At 70.4% G+C, this 18,395-nt stretch carries 16 protein-coding genes; all 16 read left to right on the top strand.

Annotation, left to right across the window (positions count from 1 at the left end; genetic code table 11):
* Positions 1 to 5 precede the first annotated feature (5 nt).
* The 16 genes from F0U44_RS01610 (at position 6) to rodA (ending at position 18,392) form a co-directional block, all read left to right on the top strand.
* Positions 6 to 1,121, top strand: coding sequence for an acyltransferase family protein (locus F0U44_RS01610; RefSeq protein WP_149726510.1), 1,116 nt, complete (start codon positions 6 to 8; stop codon positions 1,119 to 1,121).
* The gene (locus F0U44_RS01605) at positions 1,118 to 2,083 is read left to right on the top strand and encodes a DUF808 domain-containing protein (RefSeq protein WP_149726509.1); all 966 of its coding nucleotides are present in this window, start codon (positions 1,118 to 1,120) and stop codon (positions 2,081 to 2,083) included. Before F0U44_RS01610 ends, F0U44_RS01605 begins: the two co-directional genes overlap by 4 nt.
* 157 nt (positions 2,084 to 2,240) lie before the next feature.
* Positions 2,241 to 3,683, top strand: a complete 1,443-nt coding sequence (gene ahcY, locus F0U44_RS01600) for an adenosylhomocysteinase (protein WP_149726508.1) — start codon at positions 2,241 to 2,243, stop codon at positions 3,681 to 3,683.
* An 81-nt stretch (positions 3,684 to 3,764) separates the two neighbouring features.
* A complete protein-coding gene (gene mtrA / locus F0U44_RS01595) occupies positions 3,765 to 4,472 on the top strand; it encodes an MtrAB system response regulator MtrA (protein ID WP_281292613.1) in 708 nt (235 codons plus the stop codon).
* A 6-nt stretch (positions 4,473 to 4,478) separates the two neighbouring features.
* Positions 4,479 to 6,167, top strand: a complete 1,689-nt coding sequence (gene mtrB / locus F0U44_RS01590) for an MtrAB system histidine kinase MtrB (RefSeq protein ID WP_246160228.1) — start codon at positions 4,479 to 4,481, stop codon at positions 6,165 to 6,167.
* Positions 6,164 to 7,909 carry an LpqB family beta-propeller domain-containing protein gene (locus tag F0U44_RS01585; RefSeq protein ID WP_149726507.1) on the top strand — a complete coding sequence of 582 codons (1,746 nt, stop codon included), beginning with the start codon at positions 6,164 to 6,166 and terminating at the stop codon, positions 7,907 to 7,909. Before mtrB ends, F0U44_RS01585 begins: the two co-directional genes overlap by 4 nt.
* 61 nt (positions 7,910 to 7,970) lie before the next feature.
* Positions 7,971 to 8,720, top strand: a complete 750-nt coding sequence (locus tag F0U44_RS01580; protein ID WP_188113265.1) for a ComF family protein — start codon at positions 7,971 to 7,973, stop codon at positions 8,718 to 8,720.
* Between the two features lie 388 nt (positions 8,721 to 9,108).
* Positions 9,109 to 9,741 carry a ribosome hibernation-promoting factor, HPF/YfiA family gene (gene hpf / locus F0U44_RS01575; protein ID WP_149726506.1) on the top strand — a complete coding sequence of 211 codons (633 nt, stop codon included), beginning with the start codon at positions 9,109 to 9,111 and terminating at the stop codon, positions 9,739 to 9,741.
* A 65-nt stretch (positions 9,742 to 9,806) separates the two neighbouring features.
* Positions 9,807 to 10,475, top strand: coding sequence for a response regulator (locus F0U44_RS01570; protein ID WP_246160227.1), 669 nt, complete (start codon positions 9,807 to 9,809; stop codon positions 10,473 to 10,475).
* A 178-nt stretch (positions 10,476 to 10,653) separates the two neighbouring features.
* Complete coding sequence (locus F0U44_RS01565) at positions 10,654 to 11,865, top strand: winged helix-turn-helix domain-containing protein (protein ID WP_149726505.1); 1,212 nt, start codon at positions 10,654 to 10,656, stop codon at positions 11,863 to 11,865.
* Positions 11,866 to 11,875: 10 nt separating this feature from the next.
* The gene (gene ndk, locus F0U44_RS01560) at positions 11,876 to 12,283 is read left to right on the top strand and encodes a nucleoside-diphosphate kinase (RefSeq protein WP_149726504.1); all 408 of its coding nucleotides are present in this window, start codon (positions 11,876 to 11,878) and stop codon (positions 12,281 to 12,283) included.
* Between the two features lie 230 nt (positions 12,284 to 12,513).
* Positions 12,514 to 13,545: a rod shape-determining protein gene (locus F0U44_RS01555; RefSeq protein WP_281292612.1), complete on the top strand. Its 1,032-nt coding sequence runs from the start codon at positions 12,514 to 12,516 to the stop codon at positions 13,543 to 13,545.
* Positions 13,545 to 14,483, top strand: coding sequence for a rod shape-determining protein MreC (gene mreC / locus F0U44_RS01550; RefSeq protein WP_149726503.1), 939 nt, complete (start codon positions 13,545 to 13,547; stop codon positions 14,481 to 14,483). The genes F0U44_RS01555 and mreC overlap by 1 nt, the downstream gene beginning before the upstream one ends.
* Entirely contained in the window at positions 14,480 to 15,043 is a 564-nt protein-coding gene (gene mreD / locus F0U44_RS01545; RefSeq protein WP_149726502.1) for a rod shape-determining protein MreD, read from the top strand. Before mreC ends, mreD begins: the two co-directional genes overlap by 4 nt.
* Positions 15,043 to 17,172: a penicillin-binding protein 2 gene (gene mrdA / locus F0U44_RS01540; protein ID WP_149726501.1), complete on the top strand. Its 2,130-nt coding sequence runs from the start codon at positions 15,043 to 15,045 to the stop codon at positions 17,170 to 17,172. The genes mreD and mrdA overlap by 1 nt, the downstream gene beginning before the upstream one ends.
* Complete coding sequence (gene rodA / locus F0U44_RS01535; RefSeq protein WP_149726500.1) at positions 17,172 to 18,392, top strand: rod shape-determining protein RodA; 1,221 nt, start codon at positions 17,172 to 17,174, stop codon at positions 18,390 to 18,392. The genes mrdA and rodA overlap by 1 nt, the downstream gene beginning before the upstream one ends.
* Positions 18,393 to 18,395: the final 3 nt, after the last annotated feature.

Genomic DNA, 18,395 nt, shown 5'->3' with positions numbered 1-18,395 from the left:
GTGCGATGAGCAGTCGCACTTCTCGGGATCCGTGGCTCGACAACGCCAAGATGGCGCTGGTCACGCTGGTCGTGGTCGGCCACTTGTGGGCGTTGTTGCCGTCCGACGGCGTCGTGGGGCACCTCTACGACTTCCTCTACGCGTGGCACATGCCGGCGTTCGTGTTCGTGACGGGCTACCTGTCGAAGGCGTTCGACTTCACGCCTGATCGGCTGTGGAACCTCGTCCGCACCGTCGCCGTGCCCTACGTCGTCTTCGAGTGCCTGATGGCGTTCTTCCGTGAGTGGTTCGGCGGCGAGCAGCTCCAGGACCTCTTCGCCGACCCGCACTGGCCGTTGTGGTTCCTGACGGCGTTGATCGCCTGGCGGCTCCTCACCCCGCTCTTCCGGTCCCTGCCCTTCGCCTCCGCGATCGCGCTCGCCGTGGGCGTGAGCGTGGCGTCCGCGACGATCAGCGGTGAGACGTCGGAGTACTTCGACCTCACTCGGGCCGCCGGCATGCTGCCGTTCTTCGTGCTTGGCCTCCACACGACACCGGAACGGCTCGAGGTGCTGCGCGGGGTCGCGGTGCGTTGGGGGACCGTCGGCGTGTTCGGCGCCCTCTGGGTCCTCACCGGTCTGGCCGGCCCCCTCGCCGACAGCGACTGGCTCTACTACTCCACCCCCTACGCCGACCTCGGCGTCACCGACGCCCGCGGTACGGCGATCCGCCTGTCCCTGCTCGCTGTCGGCCTGGTCGGGGGAGCGGCGTTCCTCGCGCTCGTGCCGCGGTCCGGCGGCTGGTTCGCCCACATGGGTTCGGCCACCCTCGTCGTCTACCTGTGCCACGGCTTCGTCGTCCGCGGCCTGGCCTACGGCGGCTACCCCGACTGGGCGGCCGAGCACGGGCTGCTGGCGCCCCTCGTCACCGCCGCCGGCGGCGTACTGCTCGCGCTGACCCTCGCCGCGCCGCCCGTACGGCGCCGGCTCCTGGTCCTCGTCGACCCGTTCGGCCGCGCCGAGCAGCGGGTCAACGACGCGGTGGACCTGACTCTCGAGGCGGCGGTGGCTCAGTCGACCGCACCGACCCCCGGTAGCCTTCCCGCCATGGAGTTCTCGACGGCCACGGCCGCCACCCGATGAGCGCGGGCCTCTTCGGCCTCCTCGACGATGTCGCGGCGATCGCCAAGCTCGCTGCCGCATCCGTCGACGACGTCGGTGCTGCCGCGGGTCGGGCGACCACCAAGGCCGCGGGTGTCGTCGTCGACGACACCGCCGTGACGCCGCAGTACGTCCAGGGCATCGCCGCGGAGCGGGAGCTGCCCATCATCAAGCGCATCGCGATCGGCTCGATCCGCAACAAACTGCTGGTCATCCTGCCGGCCGCCCTGCTGCTCAACGCGCTGCTGCCCGACGCGTTGCCGATCATCTTGATGCTCGGCGGCACCTACCTCGCGTTCGAGGGCGCCGAGAAGGTCTGGGAGCGGATCTCCCACCACGACGACCACGTCGGAGACCTCCCGACCCCGAGCGTCGAGCACGGTCCCGACGCGGAGAAGAAGATGGTCGCCGGGGCGGTCCGCACCGACCTGATCCTGTCCGCGGAGATCATGGTGATCGCGCTCGACGAGGTCGCCGACGAGGGCTTCTGGGCGCAGCTCGCCATCCTGCTCGTCGTCGCCGTGGTCATCACGGTCGCCGTCTATGGCGTGGTCGCGCTCATCGTGAAGATGGACGACGCCGGCCTCGCGCTCGCTTCCCGCAGCTCCGCGCTGGCGCAGCGGGTCGGGCGCGGCCTGGTCGCCGCGATGCCGCGCCTGCTCGCCGTGATCGCTTTCGTCGGCACCATCGCCATGCTCTGGGTCGGCGGCCACATCCTCCTCGTCAACATCCACGAGGCCGGCATCTGGGACGCGCCGTACGAGTGGGTCCACGACATCGAGCACGACGTCGCCCACGCGGTCGGGGTGCTCGAGGGCTTGGTCGGCTGGTGCGTCAACACCGCGATCTCCGCCGTGATCGGCCTGGTCGTCGGCGCCGTGGTGGTCGTCATCGTCCACCTGCTGCCCATCGGCGACCACGACACCGAGGCCGCCGCGCACTGAGTCCGGTCACCGGGACCCTGGTCCTGAGTTCGACCGGGATTCCGTGCGGGTCGGGACGCGCTTGTAAGGTGGGCCACAGTCCTGTGCGGGAGATCCCGACATAGCGCAGATGCGCCGCAGAGACAGCCTCCGAAAGTCACCGAGGAAGAGCTTTTTCATGGACTACAAGGTTGCTGACCTGAGCCTGGCCGCTTACGGCCGCAAGGAGATCGAGCTCGCCCAGCACGAGATGCCGGGCCTGATGGCGATGCGCTCGCGTTACGGCGCCGCCCAGCCGCTCAAGGGCGCCCGCGTTGCTGGCTCCCTGCACATGACCATCCAGACCGCCGTGCTCATCGAGACGCTCGTCGCGCTCGGTGCCGACGTCCGCTGGGCCACCTGCAACATCTTCTCCACCCAGGACCACGCCGCTGCGGCGGTCGTCGTCGGCCCCGAGGGCACGGTCGACGCCCCGGCCGGCACCCCGGTCTTCGCGTGGAAGGGCGAGACCCTCGCCGAGTACTGGGACGAGGCCGAGAAGGTCTTCGACTTCACCGACGCCGACGGCAACAAGATCGGTCCCAACGTCCTCCTCGACGACGGTGGCGACATCACCATGCTGGTCCACCTGGGCCTGGAGTTCGAGAAGGCCGGTGTCGTGCCGTCGCAGGACAGCACCGACAACGAGGAGTACAAGGAGGTCCTCCGGGTCCTCGCGCGCTCCGTCGCCAACGACTCCACCCGCTGGACCACCATCGCCGGCGGCATCCTCGGTGTCACCGAGGAGACCACCACGGGTGTCCACCGCCTCTACGAGCGGTTCAAGGAGGGCTCGCTGCTCTTCCCGGCGATCAACGTCAACGACTCGGTCACCAAGTCGAAGTTCGACAACAAGTACGGCTGCCGCCACTCGCTCATCGACGGCATCAACCGTGGCACCGACGTCATGATCGCCGGCAAGACCGCGGTCGTCTGCGGCTACGGCGACGTGGGCAAGGGCTCGGCGGAGTCGCTGCGTGGCCAGGGTGCCCGCGTCGTCATCACCGAGATCGACCCGATCTGCGCGCTCCAGGCCGCGATGGACGGCTTCGAGGTCAAGCGCCTCGAGTCGGTCGTCGAGACCGCCGACATCTTCATCACCACGACGGGCAACTTCGACATCATCCGTGTCGAGCACTTCGAGAAGATGAAGCACCAGGCGATCGTCGGCAACATCGGTCACTTCGACAACGAGATCGACATGGCCGGCCTCGCCCAGATCCCGGGCATCGTCAAGGACGAGATCAAGCCCCAGGTCCACCAGTGGATCTTCGAGGATGGCAAGAAGATCATCGTGCTGTCCGAGGGTCGTCTCCTGAACCTCGGCAACGCGACCGGCCACCCGTCGTTCGTGATGTCCAACTCCTTCACCAACCAGGTGCTGGCGCAGATCGAGATCTTCACCAAGACCGACGAATACCCGATCGGTGTCTACGTCCTGCCCAAGCACCTCGACGAGGAGGTCGCCCGGCTGCACCTCGACGCCATCGGCGTCGAGCTCACCGAGCTGACCAAGGAGCAGGCCGCCTACATCGGTGTCGACGTGGCGGGCCCCTACAAGCCCGAGCACTACCGGTACTGAGCACCACCCAGCACTGCTGAGAACCCCCGCACCCTGCCCGGGTGCGGGGGTTCGTGCTGTGTCGTGCATAACATTGCCGTTGTGAACACTTCGGGGGCTGCGTCGTCGTACGCGACAAAAGGTCGCGTGCTCGTCGTCGACGACGACGCACCACTCGCGGAGATGCTCAGCATCGTGCTGCGCCAGGAGGGCTTCGACAGCCAGGTCTGCTCGCGCGGCGACGCCGCGCTGAGCGCGTTTCGCGACTACCGACCCGACGTCGTCCTGCTCGACGTGATGCTGCCGGGGCGTGACGGCATCGACGTCTGCAAGGAGATCCGCGCCGAGTCCGGCGTGCCGATCGTCATGCTCACGGCCAAGGGCGACACGGTCGACGTGGTCGTCGGGCTCGAGTCCGGTGCCGACGACTACGTCGTCAAGCCGTTCAAGCCCAAGGAGCTGATCGCCCGCATCCGGGCGCGCGTGCGGCGGACCGACACCGTCGTGTCCGAGACGCTGACGCTCAAGGACCTCACCATCGACGTCGCCGGCCACAGCGTCACGCGCGGCAGCACCGAGATCCCGCTGACCCCGCTGGAGTTCGACCTCCTGCTGTGCCTGGCCCGCCGCCCGTGGCAGGTCTTCACCCGCCAAGTCCTCCTGGAGGAGGTGTGGGGCTACCACCACGCCGCGGACACCCGGCTCGTCAACGTGCACGTCCAGCGGCTCCGCTCGAAGGTCGAGCACGACCCCGAGCACCCGGAGATCGTGCTCACCGTGCGTGGGGTCGGTTACAAGGCCGGCAGTTAGTTCGTGGTGCGGGTCGGTCGAATCACGCTGCCCACCGGTCTCCGGCGGGCCCTCACGTTCTGGCGCCGCTCGATCCAGGCCCGCGTCGTCGTCAGCACGCTGCTGCTGTCGGCGATCGTGATCAGTGCCGTCGGCTGGCTGCTCCTCCAGCAGACGCGTGACGGACTGCTCCGCCACCGGGTCGACATCGTCGTCGGCGAGGTCGAGGCCGAGGTGGCCGACACCCGCGACCGGCTCTCGCGGGCGCCCGGCAACGAGGTCAACGCCAGCCAGCAGCGCGCCGACCTGATCGACCCGATCATCGAGGGCGGGGAGAGCCGGGGCTACGGCGTCGTGCTCGGCGGGCCCGAGGGGAGCCCGGCCGACCTGGCCGACGGCGGCGCGCAGCGCACCAGCGGACTCGAGATCGAGAGCGTGCCGGGGAGCCTCGAGCGGCACTTCGACGGCGTCAACCGCTCCACCGCATGGACCTACACCGAGATCGTCCGCACCCTGCCCGACGGATCGACCGAGCGCGAGCCGGGCATCGTGGTGGGTTCACAGGTGCGACTGCCGGCCGACGCGCAGACCTACACCATCTACTTCCTCTTCCCGCTGACCGAGGAGGAGGAGACCCTCGGGCTCGTGACGCGGGCACTCCTCACCGCCGCGGGACTGCTCCTCGTCCTCGTCGCCGGCATCACCTGGCTCGTGACGCGACAAGTCGTCACGCCGGTGCGGATGGCACGACGCGTCGCCGAGCGGCTGGCCGCCGGTCGCCTGCAGGAGCGGCTGCTGGTGACCGGTGAGGACGACCTCGCCCGGCTGGCCTCCTCGTTCAACCAGATGGCCTCCAACCTGCAGCGCCAGATCCGCCAGCTCGAGGAGCTGAGCTGGGTCCAGCGCCGGTTCGTCTCCGACGTCTCCCACGAGCTCCGGACCCCGCTGACCACCGTCCGGATGGCCGGCGACGTCCTCCACGACGCGCGCCGCGACTTCGACCCCGTCACGGCTCGCGCAGCAGAGCTGCTGCAGGCCGAGCTCGACCGCTTCGAGACGCTCCTGGTCGACCTCCTCGAGATCAGCCGTTTCGACGCGGGCGCCGCCGTCCTCGACGTGGATGACATCAACCTCCTCGACGTCGCCCACCGGGTCGTCGACTTCGCCCGGCCGCTCGCCGACCAGCGCGGAGTCCTGGTGGTCGTCGAGCAGCCCGACAAGCCGGTCCGCGCGCAGGCTGACGCTCGCCGGGTCGAGCGGATCCTGCGCAACCTGGTCACCAATGCGATCGACCACGCGTTCCCCGACGACACCGACCGGCCGATCGTCGTACGCATGGCTGCGGACGAGCACGCCGCTGCGGTCACCGTCCGCGACCGGGGTGTCGGGCTGGCCCCGGGGGAGTCGGCAATGGTCTTCAACCGGTTCTGGCGCTCCGACCCGGCGCGCGCACGCAGCAGCGGCGGCACCGGGCTCGGTCTGGCGATCTCGCTGGAGGACGCCCACCTGCACGGCGGCTGGCTCCAGGCCTGGGGACGCCCGCGGGAGGGCGCCCAGTTCCGGTTGACGCTGCCGCGCCGTGTCGGCACGCCGCTGCGCCACAGCCCGCTGCCGCTCGCCCCGGTCGACGCCGGTGCCCCGGCCCCCGAGGCGCCCGACGAGCTCCCTGCCGAGGCCGACGCGGGTCGCGAGCCGAGGCAGGGGGTGACCTCATGAGCCGCCGGCGACCGATGCTCCTCCGACTGGGGCTCGGGCTGGTGGCGGCCGCGCTGCTCGCTGGCTGCGTCGGCCTGCCCGACGACGGGCCGGTCGTCAACGCCGATGTGGCGGGGGAGCGTGATGCCGACCGCGCGTCGTCGATCGATGCCCGCCCGCCCCAGCCGGGCGACTCACGGCTCGAGATCGTCAACGGGTTCCTCGAGGCGATGATGGCCTGGCCGATCTCGACGAGCGTCGCGAAGGAATACCTCACCGACGACGCCGCCGAGGAGTGGGCCCCCGAGTCGACGATCATCTACAACGACCTGGCCGCGCCCCGCGAGGACGGCGGCACGGTGCGGATCCGGCTGCGCGACGCGGCGCTCCTCGACGAGAGCGGAGGCTGGGAGTCGACGCTGCCGCCGGACCGCAGCGAGCTGGAATTCCAGCTGACCATCGAGGACGGCGAGTTCCGCATCATCGACCCGACCGACGCGCTCGTCGTACGCAGCTCGTGGTTCCAGCAGCGCTACCGGCAGGCGTCGCTCTACTTCTTCGACCCCACGGCCCAGGTCCTCGTGCCCGAACCGGTCTTCGTGCCCGTCGGCCGGACCTTCGCCACCAGCCTCGTGTCGGCGCTGCTGGCGGGCCCGCCGCGAAGGCTGCGCGACATCGTCACGACCTACGTGCCCCCGCGGCTCACCGTCGGCCTTTCGGTGCCCGTCCTCGACGGCGTGGCCAGCCTCGACCTCGGTGGCGACGCGCCCCAGATCAGGTCCGACCAGGCGTCGCGGATGCTCGCGCAGCTCGCGGCCACCCTGCGCCAGGAGCCGTCGATCACCGCGCTGCGCCTGTCGATCGGCGGCGAGGAGGTCGAGCTTCCCGGTCACGCCGCCCTCTACGACGTCGGCTCCGCCGACGCGTTCGATCCCAGCGACACGGCCTCCACCGGAGTGCTCTACGGCCTGCGGCGCGGACGGCTCGTGGTCGGCGACCTGGGCGACCTCCGGCCCGTCGACGGCCCCTTCGGATGGGAGTCACGCGACCTTGCGACGGTTGCCGTCGCACCCAAGGGCGACCTCGTCGCCGGGGTGACCACGGACCTGCAGCAGGTGGTGATCGGGCCGTTGCGGGCCGTCCGCGGCGACCCCGGAGCCGAGGTCACGACGCTCGCGATCGGCGAGGAGTTCACGCGGCCGACCTGGGACGCGTCGGGACGGCTGTGGCTGCTCGAACGCGGGCCCGACGGTGCGCGCGTGATGGTCGTCCACGGGACGAAGGTGCGCGAGATCGAGGTCGAGGGGGTGACCGGTCAGGACGCCCGGCGCATCCTCGTGTCCCGCGACGGCACCCGCCTGGTGGCGCTGGTGACGGGGCCTCACGGGGACCGGATGGTCGCTGCGCGGATCGCTCTCGCCATCAACGGTCGGGTCGGCCAAGTGGTCGAGTCGACCGTGATCTGGTCGCTCCACGGGCAGCGCGCGATCGACATCGCGTGGACCGGCGTCGCCGAGGTCGCGGTGCTGACGCCCGCCCGACCCGGCGAGCTCTTCGGGGTCGAGACGGTCTCCGCCGACGGCGCCACGGTCGGCGTCGACACGCTCGCGACGATGGTGACGGGCCGGGTGACCGGCCTCGCGTCCGAGCCGTACGCCGACACGCCCGTCTACGCCGTCGCCCGCGACTGGTTGATCGACATCCGCACCGGCGAGCGGTTGGCGACGATGGCGCCGGTGCGCGAGCTCGACTACGCCGGGTGATCCTCCACAGGCGAGGAGACCTCCCTTGGTGGAGGTGTGCTCGTCGTGGTGGCATCGGTGGGTGCCGCTGCTCCCCGCGCTCGTCGATGCCGGTGCCGACCTGCTGCTCGGGTCGGCGTGCGTGGTCTGCGGCCTGCCCGGGCGCGTCCTCTGTCCCGGCTGCCGGGCCGCCCTCCCTCTGGCAGCGGAGATCGCGTGGCCGAGCCCGACGCCGTCGGGGCTCGCGTCGCCGTACGCCACGGGTCCCTATGAGGGTGCGCTGAAGGCGATGGTGGTCGGGCACAAGGAACGTGGCCTCCTGGGCCTGACCCGGCCGCTGGGGGACCTCCTCGCCGTGTCCGTCGCTGCCTCCGTGGACCCCGAGGTGCCGCTGGTCCTCGTCCCCGTGCCCTCGCGTCCTGCCGCGGTGCGTGCGCGAGGCCACGACCCCACGCTGGCGATGGCTCGACGCGCTGCTCGAGTGCTGCGGCCCGACCGCGACGTGGTGGTGGCCCGCCTGCTCCGCACGCGCTCGGGTGTCGCGGACCAGGCCGGCCTCGACGCCGATGAGCGGCACGCCAACCTGGCCGGATCGATGGCCATCCGCGCGGGGGTCGCGCGCCGCCTGGCCGGTCGACGAGCCGACGTCGTCGTCTGCGACGACGTCATCACCACAGGGGCCACGGCACGCGAGGCGCAGCGTGCGCTGGAGGCCGCGGGGGTCCCGGTGAGCGCCGTCGGGGCGGTCGCCGCGACCGTCCGGAGGCACGCGATAGGTCACAAAGTCCCGAATAGTCGCCCAAGCCTTTCCCGACCACCAGGCACCGAGTAACGTCTCAATATGGAGTCCGCCCGGGTCCGTGGTTGCGTCGTCGGGACGCCGCGGGTCACTCCGGGCGCCCCACGACAAGCCGAAGCCAGTCGCAGGCGAAACGGTCCACGTAAGTCGACGCTCGCGTCGATGAGCACGGTGCGGCTTAGTCGTCAGTCCTGCCCCGGACGGCCATCAGACATGGTCTTCCACCGGGAGAGGGTCGCGTGGCACCAAGCTGCCAAGCCCCAGCAGGCGGGTGTGGGGTCGAAGACCAGGTCGGCCGGGCGGATTCCAGCTCTTTCATTGCGCGAGCGTGTCGCGGACGGTGCGCAGCGCCCTTGAACCCCGCCCCTGACCGGGCGGACAGCTGAATACAAGTCCCATCCCCAACCTTTTGGAGGTCCTGATGGACGTTGTGGTCACCGGACGGCACTGCGAGATCTCGGATCGCTTCCGCGGTCACGCAACCGAGAAGCTGGCGAGGTTGGAGAAGCACGATCATCGAATCATGCGCGTGCACGTGGAGGTCGATTCCGAACCCAACCCGCGCCAGCACGACCACGCAGTCCATGTGGAGCTCACGGCGTTCTCGAAGGGCCCGGTTATCCGGGCGGAGGCGGCGGCCGACGACAAGATGGCCGCGCTCGACCTCGCGCTCGACAAGATGGCGGCCCAGATGCGGCGTGCCGCTGACCGGCGCCGCGTGCACCGCGGCCGGCGTGCGCCGGTCTCGGTCGGCCAGGCGCTGGCCGGCATCCCGGTCGACGGCGTCGGCGCCGCTCCGAGCGTGACCGAGGCTGAGGACACCGTCGAGGAGCGCCAGGTCGGTCCCATCACGGTGACCGGTGACGGGCCCCTCGTCGTACGCGAGAAGACCCACCCCGCGAGCCCGATGACGCTGGACCAGGCGCTCTACGAGATGGAGCTGGTCGGCCACGACTTCTACCTCTACGTCGACAAGGAGAGCGAGCGTCCCGCGGTCGTCTACCGTCGCCGCGGCTACGACTACGGCGTCATCTCCCTCGATCTGGGCGAGTAGCACGCGACACCGCGTCCGTGGGGGCACGGACGCGGTGAGGCGTGCACCCGTGACATGATGCCGACGTGGCCAGTGGGAACGAGCCTGTACGAGTGCTGGTGGTCGACGACCACGAGCTCTTCCGGCGCGGCCTGACCATGCTGCTCGGCGTCGAGTCGGGCATCGAGGTCGTGGGCGAGGCCAGCGACGGCGTCGAGGGCACCGCGTTGGCGGTGAGCACGGCGCCTGACGTCGTCCTCCTCGACATCCGGATGCCGAAGCAGTCGGGGATCGAGGCGTGCGTCGCGATCAAGGCTGCCTCGCCGTCGACCAAGATCGTGATGCTGACGGTGTCCGACGAGGAGGCAGACCTCTACGAGGCGGTCAAGAACGGCGCCTCCGGCTACCTGCTCAAGGACTCCTCCATCGAGGAGGTCGCCCAGGGCATCCGGGTGGTCGCCGAGGGGCAGTCCCTGATCAGCCCGTCGATGGCGGCCAAGCTGATCGACGAGTTCAAGACGATGTCGCGACCCGACCGCTCCCAGGGCCCCGCCCTGAAGCTGACCGAGCGCGAGCTCGACGTCCTCCGCCTGGTGGCCAAGGGCCTCAGCAACCGTGACGTCGCGCACCGCCTCGCCATCAGCGAGAACACGGTCAAGAACCACGTGCGCAACATGCTGGAGAAGCTCCAGCTCCACTCGCGGATGGAGGCGGTCATGTACGCCGTCCGCGAGAAGCTCGTCGAATTGGAATAGCGCGAGCGTGTCGCGAACGGCACTCGCCGCGCGGCCCTCGCACGCTCGGGCCGCGGGCTCCTGCCGTGCGGCTTCGCCGCGGCGCGCCACGCTGCCGCGCCGCAGTTGACGTGGCCGTCGGCCGAGGTCGGCGTGCGGCGTGCGGGTGCTGTCGGCGGGCGCGCCTAGGCTCGCGGTCGTGCAGTCCCTCTCCCGTGCGCAGGCTCGTCGGATCGCCCTGGCTGCCCAGGGGTTCGCCGACAAGCGGCACGAGGTGCCGACGATGCGGACCTTCCAGCGCACCCTGGAACGCACCGGTGTCCTCCAGGTCGACTCGGTCAACGTGCTCCAGCGGGCGCACTTCATGCCGCTCTACGCGCGGATGGGGCCCTACGACGTCGACCTGCTCCGGAGGGCGGCGGAGGGCAAGCCGCGGCGCGTGGTCGAATACTGGGCGCACGTGCAGGCGTTCATGCCGGTCGACCTCTGGCCGGTGATGCGGTTCCGGATGGCGCACTACGCCGACCGGGAGTTCAAGTGGTGGCCGGGCATCGAGCCGATGCTGCGCGAGCGGGTGCTCAAGGAGGTCGAGGCCCGGGGTCCGGTGACCGCGCGCGACCTCGACGAGGGCGAGGCGCGTGACAAGGGCAGCTGGGGCTGGAACTGGTCGGCGGCCCGCAAGGCCCTCGACCTGCTCTACATGACGGGCGAGGTCGCGATCGCGGGGCGCAACAGCCAGTTCGAGGTGCGCTACGACCTGCCCGAGCGGGTGATCCCCGCTGCGGTCCTCGACGCGCCGGCGCTGACCGAGGACGAGGCGGTGCTCGAGCTCGTACGACGAGCAGCCCGCTCTCATGGCGTCGCCTCCGTCAACTGCCTCGCCGACTACTACCGGATCAAGGTCGCGCCGGCGCGCGCAGCGGTCGAGGCCCTGGTGGCCGGCGGCGAGCTGGAGCCGGTCGCCGTCGAGGGATGGCGCCGGCCGGCGTACCTCCACCGCGACGCGCGGCTCCCGCGACGGATCAACGCCCGCACGTTGCTGAGCCCGTTCGACCCGGTGGTGTGGGAGCGCGACCGGAGCGAGGCGCTCTTCGACTTCTTTTACCGCATCGAGATCTACACGCCGGCTGCGAAGCGGATCCACGGCTACTACGTGCTGCCCTTCCTCCTCGGTGACCGGATCGTCGCGCGCGTGGACCTGAAGGCCGACCGGGCCGCCGGAGTGCTCCTGGTGCCGGGCAGCTACGCGGAGCCGGGCGCACCGCCGGAGACCGCGGCCGAGCTTGCCGCCGAGCTCTGGCAGCTGGCCGGGTGGCTGGGGCTCGACGACGTGGTGGTCGCACCTCGCGGCGACCTCGCCGCAGCGCTCACCGCCGAGGTCGCCAGGGGCGACACCGCCGCGACCGGATAGGGTCCTGCGCGTGACTCAACGCACTCTGGTCCTGCTCAAGCCCGACGCGGTCCGCCGCGGTCTCGTGGGCGAGGTGCTGTCGCGGTTCGAGGCCAAGGGCCTCACCATCGTCGCGATGGAGCAGCGCCTGATCGACGCCGCCCAGGCCGACGCGCACTACTACGAGCACGTCGAGCGCGACTTCTACCCGCCGCTGCGCGACTTCGTCACCAGCGGCCCGCTGGTGGCCGTGGTGCTCGAGGGCGACGAGGCGATCGAGGTGGTCCGCGCGATCAACGGCGCGACCGACGGCCGCAAGGCCGCTCCGGGCACCATCCGCGGCGACCTGTCGCTCTCCAACCGCGAGAACCTGGTCCACGGCTCCGACTCGCCCGAGTCCGCCGCCCGTGAGATCGCCCTCTGGTTCCCGAGCCTCTGATCCACCGCTCCGCCGGTCACACAAGTCACATCGGCAACACACGCCTCGGCGTGCCTCCCGGGTGACGGGCTGACCTGTCCTTACGCTCGCAGACGGGAGATCCCGGATCGTGCGCCCGGGCTCGACCCTGGTTCACGGCCTTCGCGGGGCGTGGTCCGGCTTCCCCGTTGCCGCACGAGCTGGGTCTGATCGGACGAGGGTCGGGCCTTGGGTGACTGCGAGGGCACGCGTTGAGGGCGAACAGCATCATCGGCCGCGACTTGGCCGTTGACCTCGGTACCGCCAACACGTTGGTCTACGTGCGCCGCAAGGGCGTGCTGCTCGACGAACCGAGCGTCGTCGCGATCAACGACTCCACCGGCGACGTCATCGCGGTCGGCCACGAGGCCAAGGCCATGATGGGCCGGACCCCCGACAACATCACCGCGCTGCGCCCGCTGCGCGACGGCGTGATCGCCGACTTCGAGGCGACCGAGCAGATGCTCCGCCACTTCATCGCGCGGGTCCACAAGCGCCGCTACTTCGCCAAGCCGCGGATGGTCATCTGTGTGCCGAGCGCCATCACGCCCGTCGAGCAGCGCGCGGTGAAGGAGGCCGGCTACCAGGCCGGCGCCCGCCGGGTCTACGTCGTCGAGGAGCCGATGGCTGCGGCGATCGGCGCCGGGCTGCCGGTGCACGAGCCGACGGGCAACATGGTCGTCGACGTCGGTGGTGGCACGACCGAAGTCGCGGTCATCTCCCTCGGCGGCATCGTCACCAGCCTCAGCATCCGCACCGCGGGCGACGAGCTCGACGCCGCGATCGTGGCGTGGATGAAGAAGGAACACGGACTCATGCTCGGCGAGCGCACCGCCGAGGAGGTCAAGAAGAGCCTCGGGTCGGCCTTCCCTGCCGCGGGCGAGCCCGAGGGCGAGGTCCGCGGGCGCGACCTGGTCTCTGGCCTGCCGCGCACGGTCACCGTCAGCGCCGCCGACATCCGCAAGGCGCTTGAGGAGCCGCTCCACGCGATCGTCGACGCCGTCCGGGTCACTCTCGACCAGACGCCGCCCGAGCTGGCCGGCGACATCATGGATCGCGGCATCGTGCTCACCGGTGGCGGCGCACTGCTTCGCGGCCTCGACGAGCGGATCCGCCACGAGACCGGGATGCCGGTCCACGTCGCCGACAACCCGCTGGTGTCGGTCGCGCTGGGCGCGGGCCGCTGCGTCGAGGAGTTCGAGGCGCTCCAGCAGGTGCTGATCACCAACCCCAGGCGCTTCTGATGAGTCTCGACACCCGGCCACCACGCCAGGCGCCGGTCCGCAAGGTCGCAACGGCGCGCGAGCGCGACGAGGAGCGAGGTTTGCCTTCCCGCTCGCTCCTCGTCGCCCTGGTGCTGGCCTGCGTCGCGCTGATGGTGGTCGACGCCTCGAGCGGTGACGACTCCCCGGTCGCCCCCGTACGACGCCTGGCCGGTGAGGTGTTGGGCCCGGCCCAGGCCGGCGTCAGCAACCTCATCAACCCGATCCTCGGGATCCCCGACGCGCTGCACACCAACGGTGACCTCCGCGATCAGATCCGCGACCTGGAGAAGGCCAACCAGGACCTGGAGCGCCAGGCCAACGGGGCCACTTACAACCAGCACCGGCTGGAGGAGTGGGACCGGTTGGCGGCACAGGCCAACAGCACCGGCTACTTCCTCGCCCCCGCGCACGTCGTGGGCAACGGATCTGCCCAGTCCTTCTCCAACACCGTCACCATCGACGCCGGCACCGATGCCGGTCTGCGTCCCGACATGACCGTCCTCAACGGCGACGGCCTGGTCGGCCGGATCATCTCGGTGTCCAGCCACACCTCGACCGTCCTGCTCATCATCGACGCACGCTCGACAGTCGGCGGCCGGATCGGCGACACCATGGAGAACGGGATGGTGGAGGGGCGAGGCGGCCTGTCCGACGACGAGCCGCTCGACCTGGAGCTGATCGACCACACGATCATCCCGCAGAAGGGTCAGCCGGTCGTGACCCGCGGGAGCGAGGGCGGCGCCCCCTACGTGGCCGGCGTGCCGATCGGCGAGGTCAGCAAGGTCTACGAGGAGCTCCGGCTGGGCACCTACCGCGCGGTCCTGGAGCCGTACGTCGACTTCACCTCGCTCTACGCCGTCGGTGTCGTGGTGCCGACCGGCGGCCCCGGCGTGATCGAGCCGGGAGCATTCGAATGAGGGGCACCTCGCGGCTCGTCGCCGCCCTGATCACGATCTTCGCGGCCCTGCTGCTGCAGGTCACCGTCTTCCCGCACTTCGCCTGGGACGGCGTCGTCCCCGACCTCGTCCTGCTGACCGTCGTCGGCGCGGCGCTGGTGACCGACCCCCGCTACGCGACCCTGCTCGGCTTCTCCGCCGGACTGCTCCTCGACATCGCTCCGCCGGCCGACCACGTCGCCGGACGCTGGGCTCTGTCGCTGATGGTCGTCGGCTACGTCGTCGGCCGGCTCGCCCACGATCACCAGTCGGCCAGCGCCCGCCCGTCGTACCCCTTGATGCTGGTCACCGGTGCGGCCGGTGCGTTCATCGGCAGCTCGGTCTTCGCGATCACCGGCCTGCTGCTGCGCGATCCTGCGGTCGGCTTCGGTGAGCAGCTCCAGGTCGTCGTGGCCGCCGTCGCCTACGACGTGCTGGTCGCGCTGGTCGTCGTACCGGTCACCGTCTGGGCCTTCAGCCGCGAGCCCGGCCCGCGCCCGGCCCAGGTCACCCCCCGCGCACCTCGGCGGGCGCCTGCCTGATGCTCGCGCAGACCAGCAGCTCCTCGCGCCGCAGCCGGCTGCGGCTGATCGTGATCCAGGCCCTCGTCTTCTCCCTGCTCGCGACGCTCGGCGCGCGGCTCTACTACCTCCAGGTCGTGACGGGGGAGGAGTACCAGGGCAAGGCGGCCTCCCAGTCGGCTCGCGACATCGTGGTGCAGCCCGAGCGTGGTCTGATCGTCGACGCCGAGGGCCGCCCGCTGGTCACCAACCGGCTCACCTGGGTCGCCTCCGTCGACCGCACCCTGCTCGGACGGATGCTGCCCGGGCAGCGCCACCGGCTGCTGGAGCGGGTCGGCCGGGTGCTCGACCTCCAGCCGCGCCAGATCACCCGCAAGCTCGTGCTGTGCGGCACCGAGGGCGCGACCGAGGGGGTGTGCTGGAACGGCTCGCCCTATCAGCCCGTCCCGATCGCCCAGGGTTTCGACGACGAGACCGCGCTGCGCATCAACGAGCAGCCGGAGGACTTCCCTGGCGTCGTCGTCGACCAGCAGAGCGTGCGCGACTACCCGCGCCCCTACGGCATCAACGCCGCCCATCTCCTCGGTTACCTGAGCCCGATCACCAAGGGGGAGCTCGAGGAGGCCGAGGACAGCGGCGACACCTCGGTCAACGGCGCCTCGGTCGTGGGTCGCGCCGGCGTCGAGAAGGAGTACGACGCGTGGTTGCGCGGCCAGCCCGGCTACGAGCGGGTGAAGGTCAACGCCAACGGCGAGGTCATCGGTGACGAGGGCGACCTCCAAGCGCAGCCGGGCGACACCCTGGTCACGTCGATCGACGCGAAGGTGCAGGGCATCGTCGAGCGCGAGCTCCACCAGTCGATCATGACCGCCCGGGCGACCGTCGACCCCGTGACCGGCCGCCACTTCGCGGCCGACTCCGGTGCTGCCGTGGTGATGGAGACGAAGACCGGCCGGATCATCGCGATGGCCAGCGAGCCGACGTACGACCCGGGCGTCTGGACCGGCGGCATCACCCAGAAGCAGCTCAAGCGGCTCTACTCCGAGGCGGCCGGCACGCCGCTGCTCAGCCGGGCCCTGCAGGGTCAGTTCGCACCGGGCTCCACCTGGAAGCCCTTCATGACCGCCGGAGCCCTGACCCACGGCTTCTCGCCCGACACGATCCTCAACTGCTCCTCCGCGGTGCGGATCGGCAACCGCGACTTCCACAACCACGAGTCGGCCGGCTACGGGCCGATCACCTTCGCGAAGGCGCTCGAGGTCTCCTGCAACACCTTCTTCTTCCAGGTGGGCATGCACTTCTGGGAGAAGTACGGCTCGGACCCGGCTGACGTGAAGGCCAAGGACCCCCTGGTCGAGGAGGCCGAGCGGTTCGGGTTCGGCAGCCCGACCGGCATCGACATCCCCGGCGAGGCCTCCGGCCGTGTCGCCGACCGCAAGTGGCGGCTGGCCTACTACAAGTCGATGAAGGATTACTACTGCGGCATCGCCGACAAGCCGCAGGACTCCAAGACCAGCGACTTCGTCTACAAGTTCGCCCGCGAGTTCTGCATCGAGGGCTACATGTACCGCGAGTACGACGCCGCGAACTTCGCGATCGGCCAGGGCGACACGATCGTGACCCCCCTCCAGCTCGCGCGGGCCTACGCGGCGCTCTCCAACGGCGGCACGCTGTGGAAGCCGCGCGTCGGCAAGGCGATCGTCTCGCCCGACGGCAAGGTGATCCACCGGATCGCCCCGGAGAAGGCCGGCAACGTCAACCTGCCGAAGTCGGTGCTCACCTACATCGACCAGGCGCTCCAGGGCGTCGCGAGCGTCGGCACGATGGCGTGGAAGCTGGGTGGCTTCCCCCTTGACCAGGTGCACATCCGCGCCAAGACGGGGTCCGCCGAGGTCTACGGCAAGCAGTCGACCGGCTGGGTCGCCTCCTACACCGAGGACTACGTCGTCGTGATGATGATCAGCCAGGCCGGCACCGGATCGGGCTCCAACGGTGACGCGATCCGCCGGGTCTGGGAGGCGCTCTACGGCATCGACGGGGAGACCGTGAACCCGAGGCGTGCGGTGATCGACGGCGTCACGCCGCCCGAGCAGCTCCCGATCTTCAGCCACGACGGCTCGATCCTGCCCCCGGCCCGCAAGGAGGACTGATGGCCTCGACGATGACGAGTCGCACCTCCTCGCGATCCCGCCGCGAGGGCGGATCGGGCTGGCTCCGGCTCCGTGACCTCGACCTGCTGCTCCTCGGCGCCGTCGTCCTGCTCGGTCTGATCGGGTGCCTGCTGGTCTGGTCCGCGACCATCCACCGTGACGACCTCACCGGTGGTGATCCGAAGGCGTTCCTCGCCAAGCAGGTGGTCAACCTCGGGATCGGGCTCGGACTGCTGTTCGCCGTCGCGGCCACCGACCACCGATGGGTGCGCATCCTCGCTCCCGTCGCCTACGTCTTCGCGATCGCCGGCCTGGTCCTCGTGCTCGTGATGGGCTCGACCATCAACGGGTCGCGATCGTGGCTGATGCTCGGCGGTCTGTCGCTCCAGCCCTCCGAGCTCGCCAAGCTCGCCGTCGTCGTCGGCATGGCCCTGGTGGTGGCCGAGCGCAGTGAGGGTCGTTGGCGCGACCGGGTGGGCGCGGTCGACGTACTCCTGATGCTCACGGTCGCCGCCGTCCCCGCGACCCTGATCCTGGCCCAGCCCGACCTCGGCACCATGCTCGTGCTCAGCGCCACCGTCTTCGGCGTGATCGCTGCTTCGGGGGCACACCGGCGCTGGTTGGTGTTCCTGGCCGGCTCGGGCGTCCTGGTCGCGGTGTTCGCGGTCGTCAGCGGCTTCCTCGAGGCCTACCAGGTCGACCGGTTCCTCGCCTTCACCGATCCCGGCCGCGACCCGAAGGGCGCCGGCTACAACGTCGAGCAGGCCCGCATCGCCGTCGGCAACGGCGGCCTCTTCGGCCAGGGCCTCTTCGACGGTTCGCAGACCAACTCCGGCTTCGTGCCCGAGCAGCACACCGACTTCGTTTTCACCGTCGCCGGTGAGGAGCTCGGACTGATCGGCGCGGGTCTCCTGATCGTCTTGCTCGGCATCGTCATCTGGCGCGCGCTGGCGATCGCCGCCCGCACCGACGACGTCTTCGGCCGGATCGCCGCTGCGGGCATCGCGTGCTGGTTCGGCTTCCAGGCCTTCCAGAACATCGGGATGTGCGTCGGGATCATGCCGGTCACCGGTGTCCCGCTGCCGTTCGTGTCCTACGGCGGCTCGTCGATGTTCGCCGGGATGCTCGCCATCGGCTTGCTGCAGAACATCCACCTCCGCACACTCACTGCCCCCGCTTCGCGGATGCAGCCGGCCAAGCGGGTCCTCGTCCGCGGCTGAGCG

It is taken from the genome of Nocardioides humilatus (genome assembly GCF_008373755.1).
Lineage (GTDB): Bacteria > Actinomycetota > Actinomycetes > Propionibacteriales > Nocardioidaceae > Nocardioides > Nocardioides humilatus.
Note: the sequence above shows the minus strand (reverse complement) of the source record. Positions and strands in the feature narration are given on the sequence as shown.